14 protein-coding genes, 1 tRNA gene, 1 pseudogene and 1 riboswitch are annotated in these 19,474 nt (G+C 38.6%); of the genes and pseudogenes, 12 read left to right on the top strand and 4 right to left on the bottom strand.

What is annotated here, in order from left to right:
• Positions 1-100 precede the first annotated feature (100 nt).
• The 7 genes from N8L39_RS01865 (at position 101) to N8L39_RS09490 (ending at position 11,549) form a co-directional block, all read left to right on the top strand.
• Positions 101-376, top strand: coding sequence for an HU family DNA-binding protein (locus tag N8L39_RS01865; protein ID WP_001284640.1), 276 nt, complete (start codon positions 101-103; stop codon positions 374-376).
• Between the two features lie 212 nt (positions 377-588).
• Entirely contained in the window at positions 589-1,296 is a 708-nt protein-coding gene (ccdA2, locus tag N8L39_RS01860) for a thiol-disulfide oxidoreductase-associated membrane protein CcdA2 (protein ID WP_045606863.1), read from the top strand.
• 11 nt (positions 1,297-1,307) lie between these two features.
• Entirely contained in the window at positions 1,308-1,874 is a 567-nt protein-coding gene (gene sdbB, locus N8L39_RS01855) for a thiol-disulfide oxidoreductase-associated lipoprotein SdbB (RefSeq protein ID WP_261009850.1), read from the top strand.
• 121 nt (positions 1,875-1,995) lie between these two features.
• On the top strand, positions 1,996-3,387 hold the full coding sequence (locus tag N8L39_RS01850) for an APC family permease (protein WP_261009851.1): 1,392 nt from the start codon (positions 1,996-1,998) through the stop codon (positions 3,385-3,387).
• A 142-nt stretch (positions 3,388-3,529) separates the two neighbouring features.
• Positions 3,530-4,447, top strand: a complete 918-nt coding sequence (gene adcAII, locus N8L39_RS01845; protein WP_084865568.1) for a zinc-binding lipoprotein AdcAII — start codon at positions 3,530-3,532, stop codon at positions 4,445-4,447.
• A 7-nt stretch (positions 4,448-4,454) separates the two neighbouring features.
• Complete coding sequence (locus N8L39_RS01840) at positions 4,455-7,571, top strand: pneumococcal-type histidine triad protein (RefSeq protein ID WP_261009852.1); 3,117 nt, start codon at positions 4,455-4,457, stop codon at positions 7,569-7,571.
• A gap of 210 nt (positions 7,572-7,781) precedes the next feature.
• A complete protein-coding gene (locus N8L39_RS09490) occupies positions 7,782-11,549 on the top strand; it encodes a pneumococcal-type histidine triad protein (protein WP_306800138.1) in 3,768 nt (1,255 codons plus the stop codon).
• A 35-nt stretch (positions 11,550-11,584) separates the two neighbouring features.
• Here the strand turns inward: N8L39_RS09490 and pepT are convergent, their stop codons facing one another.
• Positions 11,585-12,808: a peptidase T gene (pepT, locus tag N8L39_RS01820; RefSeq protein WP_261009853.1), complete on the bottom strand. Its 1,224-nt coding sequence runs from the start codon at positions 12,806-12,808 to the stop codon at positions 11,585-11,587.
• A gap of 153 nt (positions 12,809-12,961) precedes the next feature.
• Between pepT and hemH the strand changes: the two genes are divergently transcribed.
• Entirely contained in the window at positions 12,962-14,056 is a 1,095-nt protein-coding gene (gene hemH, locus N8L39_RS01815; protein WP_261009854.1) for a ferrochelatase, read from the top strand.
• A gap of 41 nt (positions 14,057-14,097) precedes the next feature.
• Here hemH and mscL read toward each other — a convergent pair whose 3' ends face one another.
• Together mscL and N8L39_RS01805 are read right to left on the bottom strand one after the other, a co-directional pair.
• Complete coding sequence (mscL, locus tag N8L39_RS01810) at positions 14,098-14,475, bottom strand: large conductance mechanosensitive channel protein MscL (RefSeq protein ID WP_033687014.1); 378 nt, start codon at positions 14,473-14,475, stop codon at positions 14,098-14,100.
• 85 nt (positions 14,476-14,560) lie between these two features.
• A complete protein-coding gene (locus tag N8L39_RS01805) occupies positions 14,561-14,992 on the bottom strand; it encodes a GtrA family protein (RefSeq protein WP_261009855.1) in 432 nt (143 codons plus the stop codon).
• A gap of 28 nt (positions 14,993-15,020) precedes the next feature.
• A riboswitch (PreQ1 riboswitch) is annotated at positions 15,021-15,117 on the top strand.
• On the opposite strand from N8L39_RS01805, the gene N8L39_RS01800 reads away from it, so the two are divergent.
• The 4 genes from N8L39_RS01800 to dapA all read left to right on the top strand — a co-directional run bounded on the left by N8L39_RS01800 (position 15,115) and on the right by dapA (position 18,244).
• Positions 15,115-15,624: a QueT transporter family protein gene (locus tag N8L39_RS01800; protein WP_261009856.1), complete on the top strand. Its 510-nt coding sequence runs from the start codon at positions 15,115-15,117 to the stop codon at positions 15,622-15,624. (Overlaps the previous riboswitch by 3 nt.)
• Positions 15,625-15,723: 99 nt before the next feature.
• Positions 15,724-15,796: transfer RNA gene (locus N8L39_RS01795), tRNA-Thr, on the top strand.
• 379 nt (positions 15,797-16,175) lie between these two features.
• Positions 16,176-17,252: an aspartate-semialdehyde dehydrogenase gene (locus tag N8L39_RS01790; RefSeq protein ID WP_261009857.1), complete on the top strand. Its 1,077-nt coding sequence runs from the start codon at positions 16,176-16,178 to the stop codon at positions 17,250-17,252.
• Positions 17,253-17,308: 56 nt separating this feature from the next.
• Positions 17,309-18,244 carry a 4-hydroxy-tetrahydrodipicolinate synthase gene (gene dapA, locus N8L39_RS01785; RefSeq protein WP_261009858.1) on the top strand — a complete coding sequence of 312 codons (936 nt, stop codon included), beginning with the start codon at positions 17,309-17,311 and terminating at the stop codon, positions 18,242-18,244.
• A 44-nt stretch (positions 18,245-18,288) separates the two neighbouring features.
• Here the strand turns inward: dapA and N8L39_RS01780 are convergent.
• Positions 18,289-18,939, bottom strand: a pseudogene (locus N8L39_RS01780) (GTPase); the annotation flags it as partial.
• Positions 18,940-19,474 lie beyond the last annotated feature (535 nt).

Raw genomic sequence — 19,474 nt, 5'->3', positions numbered from 1 at the left:
AATAAAATGGGAAGAAATAGCGTTTTTAACTTGACCTAAAAGGGATTTTAGGATATGATTATAATTGTTAATTAGAAATTAAATTGGAGGAATCATTAACATGGCAAACAAACAAGATTTGATCGCTAAAGTAGCAGAAGCTACAGAATTGACTAAGAAAGACTCAGCGGCAGCAGTTGAAGCTGTATTCGCAGCAGTAACTGAGTACCTTGCAGCTGGTGAAAAAGTTCAATTGATCGGTTTTGGTAACTTTGAAGTTCGTGAGCGTGCTGCACGTAAAGGTCGCAACCCACAAACTGGTAAAGAAATCAAAATTGCTGCTTCTAAAGTTCCAGCATTCAAAGCTGGTAAAGCTCTTAAAGACGCTGTTAAATAATCAGCCTCTAAAAAGCCTGTCATATCAAGTATTTGAGCTTGTGTGACAGGCTTTTCTTTTGCTTTTGGGGCATTTTTGGGGCAGAATCTGAATGAACTAGTACCGGAAAATCTTTCAAATACAGACTAATTCAAATTGCGTAGCAGAAATCATACAAATGAAATTGATTATAGTAAAATAGGATTAGAATTATTAAGAAAGTTGGTTTTTTATTGGAAACGATAGTATTTTCAATCTCCGTTTTTTTAGCAGGAATCTTGTCCTTCTTTTCCCCTTGCATTTTTCCTCTGTTACCTGTTTATACTGGAATTTTATTGGATGATCAGGAAAGCGCAAAAAGCTTTTCTTTGTTTGGGAGAAAGGTCGCCTGGTCCGGCTTGATTCGAACTCTTTGCTTTATCGCAGGTATCTCTCTCATTTTCTTTATTTTAGGCTTTGGTGCTGGTTACTTTGGTAATATTCTCTATGCCAATTGGTTTCGCTATACAATGGGAACAATAATTATCATTTTAGGCCTTCACCAGATGGAAATTTTTCATTTTAAGAAATTAGAGGTTCAAAAAAGCTTTACTTTTAAGAAATCAGAAGCCAATCGTTATTGGTCAGCCTTTTTACTCGGTATTACCTTTAGCTTTGGTTGGACGCCTTGTATTGGTCCTGTTTTGAGTTCTGTTTTAGCGCTTGCGGCTTCTGGAGGAAATGGCGCTTGGCAAGGTGCAATCTATACCTTGATTTACACTCTGGGGATGGCAATTCCTTTCTTGCTTTTGGCTCTAGCTTCAGGTGTAGTAATGCCTTATTTTAGTAAAATTAAACGTCATATGATGCTACTGAAGAAAATTGGTGGTTTCCTCATTATTTTAATGGGAATTTTGTTACTATTAGGACAAGTAAATGTTCTAGCTGGAATTTTTGAATAAAGGAGAAAAAGATGAAAAAAGTAATGTTTGCTGGCTTAAGCCTCTTGTCATTAGTTGTATTGATAGCCTGTGGTGAGGAAGAGACTAAAAAGACTCAAGCTCCACAACAATCCCCAAAACAACAGCAACAAACGACTGTACAACAAATTGCTGTTGGAAAAGATGCGCCAGACTTTACCTTGCAATCTATGGATGGTAAAGAAGTTAAGTTATCTGATTATAAGGGAAAAAAAGTCTACTTGAAGTTTTGGGCTTCATGGTGTGGTCCATGTAAGAAAAGTATGCCTGAGTTGATGGAATTAGCGGCGAAATCAGATCGTGATTTTGAAATTCTTAGTGTCATTGCACCAGGAATTCAAGGTGAAAAAACTGTCGAGCAATTCCCACAATGGTTCCAAGATCAAGGTTATAAGGATATCCCAGTTCTTTATGACACAAAAGCAACCACATTCCAAGCTTATCAAATTCGAAGCATTCCTACAGAATACCTGATTGACAGTCAAGGAAAGATTGGAAAGATACAATTTGGTGTTATCAGCAACGCGGATGCAGAAGCAGCCTTTAAAGAAATGAACTAGAATAGATAAAAATCTGATTACAATATGTAGTCAGATTTTTTTAGAAAAACATTTTATAAATATTCACAAATATCCTATATTTATGGTAAAATAGAATCATCATTTTATTTTGGAGTCAAAGATGAATATATTTAGAACAAAGAATGTTAGTTTGGATAAAACAGAGATGCACAGGCATTTGAAGTTATGGGATTTGATTTTGCTGGGTATCGGAGCCATGGTAGGAACTGGTGTTTTTACAATAACAGGTACTGCAGCTGCAACACTTGCTGGTCCAGCCCTAGTGATTTCAATTGTCATTTCTGCCTTGTGTGTGGGATTATCAGCTCTCTTTTTTGCAGAATTTGCTTCACGAGTACCTGCTACAGGTGGTGCCTACAGTTATCTCTATGCTATTTTAGGAGAATTCCCAGCTTGGTTGGCTGGTTGGTTAACCATGATGGAATTCATGACAGCCATATCAGGTGTGGCTTCTGGTTGGGCAGCTTATTTTAAAGGCTTGCTCTCTCAATACGGGATAGCCCTTCCTCAGGCTTTAAATGGTACCTTTAATCCTCAAGCAGGAACATTTATTGATTTATTGCCTATTCTTGTCTTGGTATTGGTGACCTCGCTTGTTTTACTTAATGCTAAAGCAGCTTTACGCTTTAATTCGATTTTAGTTATTCTGAAATTCTCGGCTTTAGCTCTTTTTGTTTTAGTAGGAATTTGGCATATCAAACTTGATAATTGGAGCAATTTTGCTCCTTATGGTTTTGGACAAATCTATGGTGCTAGTACTGGTATTATGGCTGGTGCGTCCTTGATGTTCTTCGGTTTTTTGGGATTTGAATCCATTTCTATGGCTGTAGATGAAGTCAAGACTCCTCAAAAAAATATTCCTAGAGGGATTGTCTTATCGCTTTCTATCGTAACCATTCTTTATGCCTTGGTGACGCTTGTCTTGACTGGTGTGGTTCACTATAGTCATCTAAATGTCGACGATGCCGTTGCCTTTGCCCTTCGCAGCGTTGGGATTAGTTGGGCAGCTAATTATGTGTCATTGGTGGCTATCTTGACCTTGATTACGGTTTGTATCTCGATGACCTATGCCCTATCTCGTATGATTTACAGTTTAGCGCGTGACGGCTTGATGCCTGCTGCCTTTAAAGAACTGACCAAAACAAGCAAGGTACCCAAAAATGCTACTATCTTGACAGGTCTAGCTTCAGCAGTAGCATCAGGAATGTTCCCTCTTGCTAGTATCGCAGCCTTCTTAAATATTTGTACCTTGGCCTACTTGATCATGCTGGCTTACGGCTTGATTCGCTTACGGAAAGAAAAAGGAATGCCCAAAGCAGGAGAATTTAAAACACCATTGGTACCTCTGTTACCAATTTTATCAATCATCATTTGTCTATCCTTTATGTTGCAGTATAATATGGAAACCTGGATTGCTTTCCTAGTTGCATTGTTAGTAGGAAGTATCATTTACTTTACTTATGGTTATAAGCATTCTACCATAGAAGAATAAAGTGAGAATCTGTTGAGTTATTGAAACTCAACAGATTTTTATATGTGAAAGAAATTTCAAATTTTTTCTAAAAATAGCTTGACAGATTAAATTTTTAGGAGTAGAATGTTTACCAGTTAATTAAATAGTTAAGGAGTTATCTATGAAGAAAAAAAGTTTATTTTTAGTATTGTTAAGTGTCTTTCTTTTGTGTTTAGGGGCTTGTGGCCAAAAGGAAAGCCAGTCAGGTAAAGGGATGAAAATTGTAACTAGTTTTTATCCTATCTATGCTATGGTCAAGGAAGTATCTGGTGACTTGAATGACGTTCGAATGATTCAGTCAAGTAGCGGGATTCACTCCTTTGAACCCTCAGCGAATGATATTGCTGCCATCTATGATGCAGATGTCTTTGTTTACCATTCGCATACGCTTGAATCTTGGGCAGGAAGTCTGGATCCCAATCTAAAAAAATCTAAAGTGAAGGTTTTAGAGGCTTCAGAGGGAATGACTTTAGACCGCGTCCCAGGGCTAGAAGATGTGGAAGCAGGTGATGGAGTTGATGAAAAAACGCTCTATGATCCTCATACATGGCTAGATCCTGAAAAAGCTGGAGAAGAAGCCCAAATTATAGCTGATAAACTTTCAGAGGTTGATAGTGAACACAAAGAAACTTATCAAAAAAATGCGCAAGCCTTTATCAAAAAAGCTCAAGAATTAACTCAGAAATTCCAGCCTAAATTTGAAAAAGCGAGTCAGAAGACTTTTGTAACACAACATACAGCCTTTTCTTATTTAGCTAAGCGATTTGGACTCAATCAACTTGGTATTGCAGGTATCTCTCCTGAACAGGAACCAAGTCCAAGACAACTAACAGAAATTCAGGAATTTGTTAAAACTTATAAGGTTAAAACGATTTTTACAGAAAGTAACGCTTCTTCAAAAGTAGCTGAAACTCTTGTCAAATCAACGGGTGTGGGTCTTAAAACTCTGAATCCTTTAGAGGCAGATCCACAAAATGACAAGACCTATTTAGAAAACCTGGAAGAAAATATGAGTGTTCTAGCAGAAGAATTAAAGTGAGGAAAGAATGAAAATCAATAAAAAATATGTGGCGGGTTCGGTGGCAGTTCTTGCCCTAAGTGTTTGTTCCTATGAACTTGGTCGTTACCAAGCTGGTCAAGTTAAGAAAGATTCTAATCGAGTAGCTTATATAGATGGTGATCAGGCTGGTCAAAAGGCAGAGAACTTGACACCAGATGAAGTTAGTAAGAGAGAGGGAATCAATGCCGAACAAATCGTCATCAAGATTACGGATCAAGGTTATGTGACCTCTCATGGAGACCATTATCATTACTATAATGGCAAGGTTCCTTATGACGCTATCATCAGTGAAGAACTGCTGATGAAAGATCCGAATTATCAGTTGAAGGATTCAGACATTGTCAATGAAATTAAGGGTGGCTATGTGATTAAGGTAGACGGGAAATACTATGTTTACCTCAAGGATGCGGCTCATGCGGACAATATTCGTACAAAAGAAGAGATTAAACGTCAGAAACAGGAACATAGTAGTAATCACGGGGGTGGTTCTAACGATCAAGCGGTTGTTGCAGCTAGAGCTCAAGGACGCTATACAACGGATGATGGGTATATCTTCAATGCATCTGATATCATTGAGGACACGGGTGATGCTTATATTGTACCTCACGGCAATCACTTCCACTATATTCCGAAGAGTGATTTGTCTGCCAGTGAATTAGCTGCTGCCCAAGCCTTCTTATCTGGAAAAGGCGGTCAATTAAGTACGGTTGAATACCGTTCAAGCAGAGCTGAAACAAGATCTAGTGTGAGAACGAGTCAATCTGAGACACCTCAAAATTCTGCAACAGATTCTGAAAGTCAAAGTGAGGATTTAGCTAGTCTTCTTCAAGAATTGTACGCTTTGCCCCTTAGCCAACGTCATGTGGAATCTGATGGATTAGTATTTGATCCAGCACAGATTACAAAACGTACAGCAAATGGTGTGGCAGTGCCTCACGGAGATCATTTCCATTTCATTCCTTATTCACAAATGTCTGCTTTGGAAGAAAAATTGGCTCGAAATCTGCCAATTGGAGGTCAGCCAGTTCAAAGTCATTCTGACAATACGAAACCAAGCAGCCCTGAGAAAACAAGTTCAACCATTAAACCAAACTTTAATCTCAATACGCCGGCACCGAATAGAGCAACTGGAGGCGCCTATACAACGGATGATGGGTATGTCTTTAGTCCGTCAGACGTGATTGAAGATACAGGTGACGCTTTTGTTGTACCGCACGGCAATCATTTCCACTATATACCTAAGAGTGATTTGTCTGCAGGAGAATTAGCTGCAGCCCAAGCCTATTGGAATGGTAAACAGGGTTCTCATTCTGCTACAAGCTCAAGTAAACCAAGTAGTGATAATGCTAAACCAGCCCAACCAAGTTTGACAGAGACTCCAAACCTGACTGTCACCCCAACATATCATCAAAATCAAGGGGAAGACATTTCAACACTTTTAAGTGAATTGTATGCCAAACCTTTGTCAGAACGCCATGTGGAATCGGATGGACTAGTCTTTGATCCGGCACAAATCATCAAACGTACAGCTAACGGTGTCGCAGTGCCTCACGGAGACCATTATCACTTTATTCCTTATTCACAAATGTCACCGCTGGAAGAAAAATTGGCTCGTATGATAGCTGTTAAGGGACAAAATGGCAGTGTCTTGCCAAGTGTTACTCCTCTGAAGCCAGCCCCTGCTACCAAACCTCTAGCACCAGTGGAAAATAAACCGACAGAATTTGATGTCAACCAGGTTGTTAGAAAAGTTGGTGATGGATATATTATAGAGGATAAGGGAGTCAGTCGTTATGTTCTTGCTAAAGATTTGGCCAAGGATAAGATTGACGCTATTGAAAATCTCTTATCTAAGAAAACTCAAGAAACACACAATCTAGTTGCGAAGAAAGAAAATGTCGCTCCTCGTGATCAAGAATTTTATGATAAAGCATATAATTTATTGGCCGAGGCTCATAAAGCCTTGTCTGAAAATAAGGGTCGTACTTCTGATTTCCAAGCCTTAGACAAATTAGCAGAACGCTTGAATGATGAATCTTCTAATAAAGGAAAATTGGTAGATGATTTATTGGCATTCCTAGCACCAATTACCCATCCAGAACGTCTCGGAAAACCAAATGCTCAAATTGCTTATACAGATGTTGAAATTAAATTAGCGAAATTAGCAGGTAAGTATACAACAGAAGATGGGTATATCTTTGACATTCGTGATATTACCAGTGATGAGGGAGATGCTTATGTAACTCCGCATATGACCCATAGTCATTGGATTAAGAAAGAGAGCTTGTCTGAAGCTGAAAGAGTGGCAGCCCAGGCTTATGCTAAAGAGAAAGGTTTGATACCTCCTTCAACAGAGAATCAGGGTTCAGGAAATACTGAGGTTAAAGGAGTAGAAGCAATCTATAATAAAGTGAAAGCAGCTAAGAAGGTCCCACTTGATCATATTCCTTACAATCTACAACATACTGTTGAAGTTAAAAATGGTAGCTTAATTATACCTCATTACGACCATTACCATAACATTAAATTTGGTTGGTTTGACGAAGGACTCTATGAAGCACCTAAGGGTTATAGCCTTGAGGATCTCTTTGCGACTGTAAAATATTATGTTGAACATCCTGAAGAACGTCCTCACTCAGATAATGGTTGGGGAAATGCCAGCGACCATGTTCGTAAAAATAAGGCAGAAAAAGACAGTAAAACTGATGAAGATAAGGAAGATCATCATGAATCAGACGAGTCAACCCGTCCTGAATCCAATGAAAAAGAAAATCATACAGGTTCAACCCCTTCAGTAGATAATCTTTATAAACCGAGCACTGATGAAGACGAGACAGAAGAAGTATCTAAAGATACAACAGACGAAGCTGAAGTACCTCAAGTAGAAACCGAAAAAGTAGAAGCCAAACTCAAAGAAGTAGAAGCTCTACTTGCTAAAGTAACGGATGCTAGTTTGAAAGACAATGTGACAGAGAGCCTATCTGGTTTACGAAATAACTTGAGTTTGCAAACCATGGATAATAATGGTATCATGGCAGAAGCAGAAAAATTGCTTGCTTTGTTAAAAGGTAGTGAGTCAGTTACGACGAAACCAGAAGCATAAGTTTATCCTATTAAATCAATATGATGTAAGAGTCAGTAGCAATACTGGCTTTTATTTTTTTAAAATGACATAAAAATCTTGACAGATAAACTTAAAAAAGGTAAACTATTTACTGGTTAATTAATCGGTTAAATAACCGGTTTAGAAAAACTGTTTAACCGAGAAAAAGAAGTTAAAAAAAGCTTCATCATTTATTGAAATGAGGGATTTATGAAATTCAGTAAAAAGTATATTGCAGCCGGATCAGCTGTTATCGTATCCTTGAGTCTTTGCGCCTATGCACTGAACCAGCATCGCTCGCAGGAAAATAAGGACAATAATCGTGTCTCTTATGTGGATGGTAGCCAGTCAAGTCAGAAAACTGAAAACCTGACACCGGATCAGGTCAGTCAAAAAGAAGGAATTCAGGCTGAGCAAATTGTCATCAAAATTACAGATCAGGGCTATGTAACGTCACATGGGGATCACTATCATTACTATAATGGGAAAGTTCCTTATGATGCCCTCTTTAGTGAAGAACTTTTGATGAAGGACCCACACTATCAACTTAAAGATGCTGATATTGTCAATGAGGTCAAGGGTGGTTATATCATCAAGGTCGATGGAAAATATTATGTCTACCTGAAAGATGCAGCTCATGCTGATAATGTTCGAACCAAGGATGAAATCAATCGTCAAAAACAAGAACATGTCAAAGATAATGAAAAGGTCAGCTCAGATGTTGCTGTAGCAAGGTCTCAGGGACGCTATACGACTGATGATGGTTATGTCTTTAATCCAGCTGATATTATCGAAGATACTGGTGATGCTTATATCGTTCCTCACGGGGGACACTATCACTACATTCCAAAAAGTGATTTGTCTGCTAGTGAGTTAGCAGCAGCAAAAGCTCATTTAGCTGGCAAAAATACGCAACCAAGTCAGCTAAGCTATTCTTCAACAGCTAGTGAGAATAATACTCAATCTACAGTGCAAGGATTAACTAGCAAGCCAGAAAGCAAAGTTGAAAATCTCCAAAGTCTATTGAAAGAACTCTACGATTCACCTAGCGACAAACGTTACAGTGAATCAGATGGCTTAGTCTTTGACCCTGCTAAGATTATCAGTCGTACACCAAATGGAGTTGCGATTCCGCATGGTGACCATTATCACTTTATTCCTTACAGCAAGCTCTCTCCTTTAGAAGAAAAGATTGCTAGAATGGTACCTATCGGTGGAACTGGTTCTACAGTTTCTACAAATGAAAAACCTCATGAAGTAGCGTCTAGTCTAGGAAGTCTTCCAAGTAATCCATCTATATTGAATAATGCTTCTTCAACGTTAAATAAGGAAATTTCTTCAACATCTGATGGTTATATCTTTAATCCAAAAGATATCGTTGAAGAAACAGCCACAGCTTATATCGTCAGACATGGTGATCATTTCCATTACATTCCTAAGACGAATCAAATTGGTCAACCGACTCTTCCAAACAATGGTCTAACAACACCTTCGCTATCTCTTCCAGTCAATCCAGGTGTTTCACATGAGGAACATGAAGAAGGTGGACACGGCTTTGATGCCAATCGGATTATTGCCGAAGATGAAGCAGGATTTATCATGAGTCACGGAGACCACAATCATTACTTCTTCAAGAAGGATTTGACTGCTGATCAAATCAAGGCAGCGCAAGACCACTTGAAAGGTGCAAATACAGCAACACCAAATCCAGCTCATGATGACGATCACGATGAAGATCATCATGGACACCATCATGATGAAGACCATGATCACGGTTTTGATGCCAATCGAATTATCAGTGAAGATGCGGTAGGCTTTGTCATGACCCATGGCGACCACAATCATTATTTCTTTAAGAAAGATTTGACCCCTGAACAAATCAAGGCTGCACAAGATCATTTGAGAGGTAAAACACCAGCAACACCAAGTCCAGCACATGATGACGATCACGATGAAGATCATCATGGACACCATCATGATGAAGACCATGATCACGGTTTTGATGCCGATCGTGTCATTAGTGAGGATGACCAAGGATTTGTCATGAGTCACGGTGACCATAATCATTACTTCTTCAAGAAGGACTTGACAGCGGAGCAAATTAAGGCAGCTCAGGATCATTTGAAAACACATCATGATGCAGAGCCTGTAAAACCTCTTGCTAAAACTGTAGAGTCTTTCTCAAGAGATGCTAGTGATGAAGAAAAGATTGCTTATATCTCTAAAACTTATGGAGTTCCACTTGAAGCGATTAGAATTTCAAACGGATTCTTTGTCTTTGGAAATCCAGACCAAGCCTACGATCCGACTCATATCCATCCCTACGCTGTTCGTAAGGAACACGTTCGACTTCCACTCCAAACTGGAAATCCAGAACTTGATTTCCTAAATGAACTCTATACCACTGCTTTGCGAGATGGTGTGTCTCCTTATAGCTTACAGGTAGAAAATGGTAGTTTTGTGATTCCTCATGGAGATCACAATCACTACATCAAGGTTCAAACTAAGGGGTATGAAGTGGCTTTGAAAAACAAGATTCCAGCCCTACAATCCAATTATCAACCTGGAGCTTTTGATGAGAAGGCAGTCTTGGAAAAAGTAGATCAACTTCTAGCTGATAGCAGAAGTATCTACAAAGACAAGCCTATCGAACAAAGACAGATTGAGTTAGCCTTAGGTCAGTTTACTGAAAACATGAAAAAACTGGCAACTAACTCTACAGCAGGTTATCTTGCAACACTGGATCTCTTTGATAAGCAATATATCCATATTGATGAAAGTGTCAAACCTGTTGAAACAAGTGCTTTAGATAAGAAATATCAAGCCTTGATTGATAAAATCAATACACTGGATACAGACTCTTATGGACTTCCAAAGAAAGATCTTCTCGTGCGACTCCAAGAAGCTAAATTGGCTAAAGATGAGGCTGCTTTAGCAGCGGTTGAATCACAACTTCAAGCTCTTCAAGACTTTAATGATCGAACAGGTGTTACAACTGTAGAATACATCAAGTATTTCTACGAACACGTAAATGACGGTCGTTTGAATGATGAACTTCGAAACAAAGTGGCTCAATTGACTTGGACCTTGTATCAATCTCAATCCTTCCTTAAGGCAGCAGAATTGAACAAATTATTCCCAAGTATCTATCAGGCAAAACAAGAAGTGGAAGAAGCTTTGAAAGCTCAGCCAACTACTGCTAAATCGACTCAGACAGTTCTAGATACTGAAAAAGTAGATAACCAAACTGCCAAGACAGCTATTTATGGCTTCTTGAAAGAATTGTACGGAGACTTTATGCCTGAAGAGCATGTCAATCATGTTAGAAAGGAAGAAGTAGAAAGCCTCTTGAGCAAGGCAAATCAACTCTTGGAACAAATCCAAGAAGAAGGAATCAGACAATCCTTGGCAGAAGAAGTAGAAAATCTCAAAGTTGCCACAAACAAGGCTGATGCAGACTTGGATGAAGTAAACAGTCAGGTAAAAGATGTCTTGACTCGTATCGCTAGCGCCCTTCAACAAGAAAAGGAAAATGCTGAGCAAGATCCTCAGACACTTGTACTCTATCAGAAACTCTACGATATTCTTATGTCGCTTCATGCTTATTTAGAAAACAACAAGGGTTCTGATGCAGACTTTGATAAGGTAGATGCTTTACTAGATCAACTTTCTGCTAAGAGTAAAGATAAGGCTGCTTTACTTGAATTGACAAAAGCTATTCTGGTCTTGAATCAAGAAATTAAGTCAAAATCAAGCGCAAGTGAAGAAGCAACTCCAGCGACAAATGCTGAATCAAATGGTGACAAGACAAGTACCGAAACTGAGACATCAGCAGCTGCGGAATCTAACAGTGAAACTGCTAGCGACGAAAACAAACCAAGCAACGCAACAGATTCTAAACCTGCTGAACCAGCTTCAGAAAAGGAAACAACAGAATCTACAACAAGTACTGGAAATCAAGAAAAACCAGCAGAATAAAAAGAAAGGCGAAGTAGCTAAGCTACCTCGTCTTTTTAGTCTTTATAAGCTACGATACCAATGATGGTATCAACTGCACGTTCCATAGTCTGAAGGCTGACGTATTCAAAACGTCCATGCATATTTTCTCCACCCGCAAAGATATTAGGAGTTGGGATTCCCATAAAGGAAATCTTAGAGCCGTCTGTCCCTCCACGGATTGGTTCGATTATAGGAGTAATCCCCAAATCTTCCATAACTGCTTTGGCAATGGTAATTGGAGTCATATCTTTTTCAATGACTTCTTTCATATTGTAGTACTGGTCTGTCAAGTTTAGGGTGACACGGTCGCTACCAAGTACTTGATTCATCTTATCAGCGATAGATTGCATGGCTGCTTTACGCGCTTCAAAGGCATCTTTTTCAAAATCACGAATGATGTAGCTTGCACGTGCCTCCTCGACACTACCTGTCACATCCATTAGATGGTAGAAGCCTTGGTAGCCATCCGTTAACTCAGGTCTGTCATTCTCTGGAAGTTGATTGTGAAAATCAATTGCTAGCTGAAGGGCGTTGACCATCTGACCTTTGGCAGTACCAGGATGGACATTGCGTCCTTGGAAATGCAATTCAGCACCAGCTGCTGAGAAGGTCTCGTACTGAAGTTCACCTAGTGGGCCACCATCAACTGTGTAGGCAAAATCCACATCAAAATCTTCTGCATCAAATTTATTAGCACCAACACCGATTTCTTCATCTGGACCAAAACCAACTCGAATCTCACAGTGTTTGATTTCAGGATGAGTAGTCAGATATTCAATAGCTGTCATAATTTCAGCAATCCCTGACTTGTCATCAGCACCTAGCAAGGTTGTTCCATCTGTTGTGATGAGTGTTTGTCCTGAATATTTCCCAAGACTCTTAAAGTCAGCTGGATCGAGTTTGAAACCAGAATTTCCAAGTTCAATCACATCACCATCGTAGTTTTCAATTACCTGAGGATTGACTCCTTCGGCATTAAAGTCAGCAGTATCCATGTGAGATATAAAGCCAATCTTACGTGTTAAAGATGGATCATTGGCTGGTAAGGTCCCAATTGCAAAACCATTTGGAAGGTAGTAGACGTTTTGCAGTCCAACACGTTTCATTTCAGGAATAAGGATATTTGTAGCAAAATCTACCTGACTCTGCGTACTTGGAGTAGTAGTAGAGTGTTCATCAGAGCGCGTGTTGACCTTAACGTAGGTTAAGAAGCGGTCCAAGAGATTGGGGTAAGTCATAAAAAACTCCTTTAGAATTCATTTTTTCCATTGTATCATAGAAAAGAGAGAAAAACAAAAGACAGAAGTTCGAGAAATTCACTATGTTGGCGTTTACTTATTGATGGATAAATGATAAAATAAACTTGATAAAAATATCACAAGGAAGCGATTATGAAAAAAGCAATTTTAATGATGACTTTCGGTTCGCCAGAAGAGATTACCTTTGAAGGTGTGGCTGATTTTTTCACAAATATTCGTCGTGGAGTAAGACCTCAAGACCACGAGATTCAAACTCTCTATGATAATTATGTACTAATTGGAGGGACGCCTCTGCAAAAAATTACTCGAGAAGAGGTTGCTTTGGTAGAAACTAGGCTGGGGAATGAGTATAGTGTTTATTTTGCTAATAAGTTTTCTAGACCCTTTATCCCAGATGTGATTGGTCAGATGGAAGCAGACGGCATTGAACAGTGTATTTGCTTGATTTTGGAGCCCCATTATTCTTTCTACTCTGTCATGGGCTATGAAAAATTTTTAGAAAGCAAACAAATTAAATTTTTAGTTATCAAGGACTGGTATCAAGAAAAAGCGCTCTTAAACTATTGGGCAGATGAAATTGCTAAGATTTTAAAAGAAGAAGTAAAGCAGGATAGCTTTAAAGTCATCTTTTCAGCCCACAGTGTACCCATTTTTGCCTTGGATTTTGGTGACCCCTATATCGACCAAATTTTCGAAAATAGCAAGCTAGTCGCTGAAAAACTAGGTTTGAGTTCTGAGCAATATACTAATACTTGGCAAAGTGAAAGTGATATCGGGATTCCATGGATTAAACCTGATGTCTTGGAGTATCTCAGAGAACAGAAAGAACATCCAGACCATTATATTTTTGTTCCTATTAGTTTTATCAGTGAGCACATTGAAGTCTTGTTTGACAATGATGTAGAATGTTATGACTTGTGTCAGGAATTGGGGGTGAACTATCATCGTCCACCAATGCCAAATACAGATTCTCGTTTGATTGATGCCTTAGTTAATACAGTCACAGCTAATGAACATCAAGAATTTAAGGAATTTCTCCCAGAAGAAGAAACTTTTGATGAGTTAGTTCCTTCAGATGAGACGAAAAACATCTTGGCTGAATCTCAAGATTTACAAATGCCAGAATTTGTTAAAAAATTGATTGAGAAAAAAGGTCGTGAAAATGTTAAGATGCCTTATCTTATTAAGAAAATGCTTGAGAAAGCAGGCAAGTTACCGAAAGAGTAAAGAAAAAAGGATTTAGCTTTGTGCTAAATCCTTTTAATCGATTATTTTTTCTCAAGAAGAGCTTTGATCTCTTGAAGTACTTCCAACTCAGTTGGACCAGCTGGAGCTTCCTCAGCAGCTTCTTTCTTAGTAAGACTTTGAGCTTTTTCAATTCCTTTGATAACGAAGAAGAGAACAGTACCGATAACTAGGAAGTTGATAACAGCACTCAAGAATTTACCATATGTAACACCATTCCAAGCAAGCTCAGCGATGTTTTGTACTTTCGCAGCTTCCAAGGCTGGATTCAAAATAAGTGGAGTGATGATATCGTTAACAAGTGATGTAACGATTGCACCAAAAGCAGTGGCAATGATCACACCGACAGCAAGGTCAACAACGTTACCACGAAGCAAAAATGCTTTAAGATCTTTTAACATTTTCATAATTTCCTTTCAAAAAATTTTTACACTTAATTATATATTAATTAAGAAGTTCTTGCAAGCTATATGTTTAAAATTTTTCTTATTTTTTAAAAATAAATACCTTACTAAAAATGTAATTGAGGATAATTATTAAGAATTGTGCAATAACTGTTTCAATACTATTTACCTTATTAATATTATAATTTACAAATTGCCCGATAATATTAGGAAACTGAGTTACAAATAGAAAAGTTAAAAACAAGTCTAAAAGAAAAGTAGAAAGACGTGCTATAGTAAATTTTACTAAACGAATTGACCAATTCTCTCTAGCTTGCTTAAAGACAAGCCTATCATTTGTAATAAATGCAAATAGGATACCGATACTATTTGCTAGTCCAGTTGCAAGGAGTTCTTTATGGGTTAATTGATAAATGACTAATCTAGATAGAATGGAGACAAGAGTAGTAGCTATACCAAAAAAAAGATAGGCTAAGAGCTCATTCACGAAGAGACTTTGAATGCGTTTTTTCATGCTTTTAGTATAGCATAAAGCAGACTATTGTGCTATACTAGTAAGGTTGATTCAAGCAACCCTTGGTGCTTAGCTTCTTTCACCAAGCATATTATACGCGGGAAACCGCCAAAGGAGAAAAAATGAAAAAATTAACTATTCGTGATGTTGCAGATATTGCAATTGTCGCTGCTATCTATGTCGTTTTGACTGTTACACCGCCCCTAAATGCCATTAGCTATGGTGCTTATCAGTTCCGTATTTCAGAAATGATGAACTTTATGGCTTTTTACAATCCTAAGTACATCATCGGAGTTACTATCGGTTGTATGATTGCTAATTTCTTTAGCTTCGGACTGCTAGATGTCTTTGTTGGTGGTGGATCAACCCTAGTATTCCTTAGTCTAGGTGTTTGGCTTTTTGCAAAATACAGAAAAGATTACCTCTTTAACGGATTGATTCGAAAAGATCATTTCTTCTTTTCAATCCTCTTTTCAATTTCCATGTTTACTATCGCTGCAGAGTTAAATATTGTAGCAGAATTACCATTTTTCCTTACTTGGTTCACAACAGGAATTGGTGAATTTGCCTCATTAATTATTGGAGCGATTATTATCGGTAAAATTGGTCGTCGAATCGATTTAAGCAAATAGAATTAGATAAGCTAGGTAGCTCTTACCTGGCTTTTTCTTATGGAAAATATCTAAGGAAACTTGACAAGATTTTCTAACTATAGTATACTTTTTAGGTAAGCTGATTTAGCTCAGTTGGCAGAGCGCATCCATGGTAAGGATGAGGTCGCCGGTTCAATCCCGGCAATTAGCATGATATTTACAGGGAAACTCTTGAGCACAAGAGTTTTTTCTTATGCTCGCGAGAAAAAATTCTGACTTTTGTATAATAAAAGTCATCCTGCAAAGATTTCTTATTGACAAAACCACTTATTTCTAGTAATATAATAGACGCGATGAGTCGATAGGTAGTCTTCGGACTACTATTGAGCATAAGGAGGTCATAACGCAGGAGCGGACCTTGATGAGTTGTGTGAACCTGCTCATCACATGAAGATGCCTCTTAGTCCCTGGTCTAGCGACTGGGGATTTTTATTTTCTAAAAAATGATGAAAAAGCTTTGCAATTCATGGAAAAAGTAGTATAATACATCTATTATAGAAATTTTTAGAAAATTCCAAAAGAGGTTATTTATGGGATATACAGTTGCTGTAGTCGGCGCGACAGGTGCTGTCGGAGCTCAGATGATAAAAATGTTGGAAGAATCAACACTTCCAATCGATAAAATTCGTTTACTTGCTTCTGCACGTTCAGCAGGCAAGACTTTGAAATTTAAAGATCAAGATATTACGATTGAAGAAACGACTGAAACAGCTTTTGAAGGAGTTGATATTGCTCTCTTTTCAGCAGGTGGTTCTACATCAGCTAAATATGCACCATACGCAGTTAAAGCTGGTGCGGTAGTAGTAGATAATACATCTTACTTCCGTCAAAATCCAGATGTTCCTTTGGTTGTTCCAGAGGTCAATGCTCATGCACTTGATGCCCACAACGGTATCATTGCCTGCCCTAACTGTTCAACAATCCAAATGATGGTGGCTCTTGAACCAGTTCGCCAAAAATGGGGCTTGGACCGTATCATTGTTTCAACTTACCAAGCAGTTTCAGGTGCTGGTATGGGAGCAATTCTTGAGACACAACGTGAACTTCGTGAAGTCTTGAATGATGGTGTAACCCCACGTGATTTGCATGCGGAAATCTTGCCTTCAGGTGGTGACAAGAAACACTATCCTATCGCCTTCAATGCTCTTCCACAAATTGATGTCTTCACTGACAATGATTACACTTACGAAGAGATGAAAATGACCAAGGAAACTAAGAAAATCATGGAAGATGATAGCATTGCAGTTTCAGCAACATGTGTGCGCATTCCAGTCTTGTCAGCTCACTCTGAGTCTGTTTACATCGAAACAAAAGAAGTGGCTCCAATCGAAGAAGTCAAAGCAGCTATCGCGGCCTTCCCAGGGGCTGTTCTTGAAGATGATGTAGCTCATCAAATCTATCCGCAAGCCATCAATGCTGTAGGCTCACGTGATACCTTTGTTGGTCGTATCCGTAAAGACTTGGATGCTGAAAAAGGAGTTCACATGTGGGTTGTTTCAGATAACCTTCTCAAAGGTGCTGCTTGGAACTCAGTTCAGATTGCAGAAACTCTTCATGAACGTGGCTTGGTTCGTTCAACTGCCGAATTGAAATTTGAATTAAAATAGTCATATAATTTAGGAGTTCAGATGAACTCCTTCTTTGAAATAGAGAGGTATTTCTCATGTCTTATCAAGATTTAAAAGAGTGTAAAATCATCACAGCCTTTATTACCCCCTTTCACGAGGATGGTTCCATCAACTTTGATGCTATTCCAGCCTTGATTGAACATTTATTGGCTCATCATACGGATGGAATTCTTCTTGCAGGGACCACTGCTGAGAGTCCAACCTTGACCCATGATGAAGAGTTGGAACTCTTTGCGGCTGTACAAAAAGTTGTCAATGGACGTGTCCCTTTGATTGCGGGTGTAGGTACCAATGATACGCGTGACTCGATCGAGTTTGTCAAAGAAGTAGCAGAATTTGGTGGTTTCGCAGCTGGGCTTGCTATTGTACCTTACTACAACAAACCTTCTCAAGAAGGAATGTATCAGCACTTTAAGGCGATTGCGGATGCTTCTAACCTACCAATTATTATCTATAACATTCCAGGTCGTGTGGTTGTCGAATTAACTCCAGAAACCATGCTTCGCTTGGCTGACCATCCAAATATCATTGGTGTCAAAGAATGTACTAGCTTAGCTAATATGGCTTACTTGATTGAGCACAAGCCTGAAGAATTCTTGATTTATACAGGTGAGGATGGAGATGCTTTCCATGCCATGAACCTTGGTGCTGACGGGGTTATTTCTGTTGCCTCTCATACAAATGGGGATGAAATGCACGAGATGTTTACTGCCATTGCAGAAAGCGACATGAAGAAAGCCGCAGCAATTCAGCGTAAGTTCATTCCTAAGGTCAATGCCCTCTTCTCTTATCCAAGTCCTGCTCCAGTTAAGGCCGTTCTCAACTATATGGGATTTGAAGCTGGTCCAACTCGTCTACCTCTTGTTCCAGCACCAGAAGAAGATGCCAAACGCATTATCAAGGTTGTTGTAGATGGCGACTACGAAGCTACTAAGGCAACTGTAACAGGTGTATTAAGACCAGATTACTAATAAAGACAATAAAATCCATGACCGAATGAACGATCATGGATTTCTTATTTTCCTAAACAGAATTGGCTAAAGAGTTGGGTAATGAGTTCATCAGGAGCAGCATCCCCAGTGATTTCTCCGAGAATTTCCCACGTCCGGGTCAAGTCAACTTGAAGCAAATCAACTGGCATTCCCAGTTCAAGACCTTCATTAACAGCTTGTAGGCTTTCAACTGCTTTTTCAATTAGGGAAATGTGACGTGCGTTAGACAAGTAAGTAGCATCTTGTTCAACCAAACCAGCATTTTCAAAGAAGAGGTTGTTGATTCTCTCTTCAATCTTATCAATATTTTGGTTTTTAAGAACTGAAATACGGATGATATCTTCAGGGAGTTTCGAAGTTTCAATAGCTTCAGGCAGGTCGGTTTTATTAAGTAAAATAATACGGTTGTTTTCTTGACTAATTTCAAGCAGTTGTCTGTCTTGGGCTGTCAGCGGTTCACTAGCATTTAACACTAGTAGTACCAGGTCAGCTTCCTTAAGAGCTTTTTTCGAACGCTCAACTCCAATTCGTTCAACGATATCATCCGTTTCACGGATACCAGCAGTGTCAATCAATTTTAGAGGAACACCGTTGATGTTGACGTATTCTTCGATGACATCACGTGTAGTACCAGCGATATCAGTTATAATGGCTTTATCTTCGCGCAGGAGGTTCTGATGATTTCTGCATTCAGTTCCTTGATATCTATGTAAAACATAACCAATCGCAAAAAACTGTCAGAGTTGGAGGACTTATATCTGGCTGTATCAAAGATATGTTCCAACTCTTCCACACGTTATATCAACTGGTTCTGTTCAGGCTCGAAGAAGGTGAATATTCCTTTAGATATGTTTGTATATTTTCTAATTCATAGGTTTAAATTCCTCCTTCTTTTTCTCTTCATTAGTAAAAGGATATAAGTCCTTTTTTTGAGTACTCATCTTTGAAAAAAGTTTTCTATCAATAGCATAGACGAAGAAAATCTCTCATTTTTGACAGCCTGGTTCAAATTTTTGTTTCTCTTCTTAATGGAGGCTTAATTACCAAGCGAAAAATATTATGAAATTGCACCCCTACCTGATAGCCACGAGAAGAAATATAACTTGACGATTTCTCAAAATTTATTTGCTCTTACATTTACTACTGTATGTATGTATTTTGAGCAAATATATTTGTTTTTTTATTTTCTAACTTCCTAATCTAATTGGT

Source organism: Streptococcus mitis (assembly GCF_946190285.1).
GTDB classification, from domain to species: domain Bacteria; phylum Bacillota; class Bacilli; order Lactobacillales; family Streptococcaceae; genus Streptococcus; species Streptococcus mitis_CP.
Note: the sequence above shows the minus strand (reverse complement) of the source record. Positions and strands in the feature narration are given on the sequence as shown.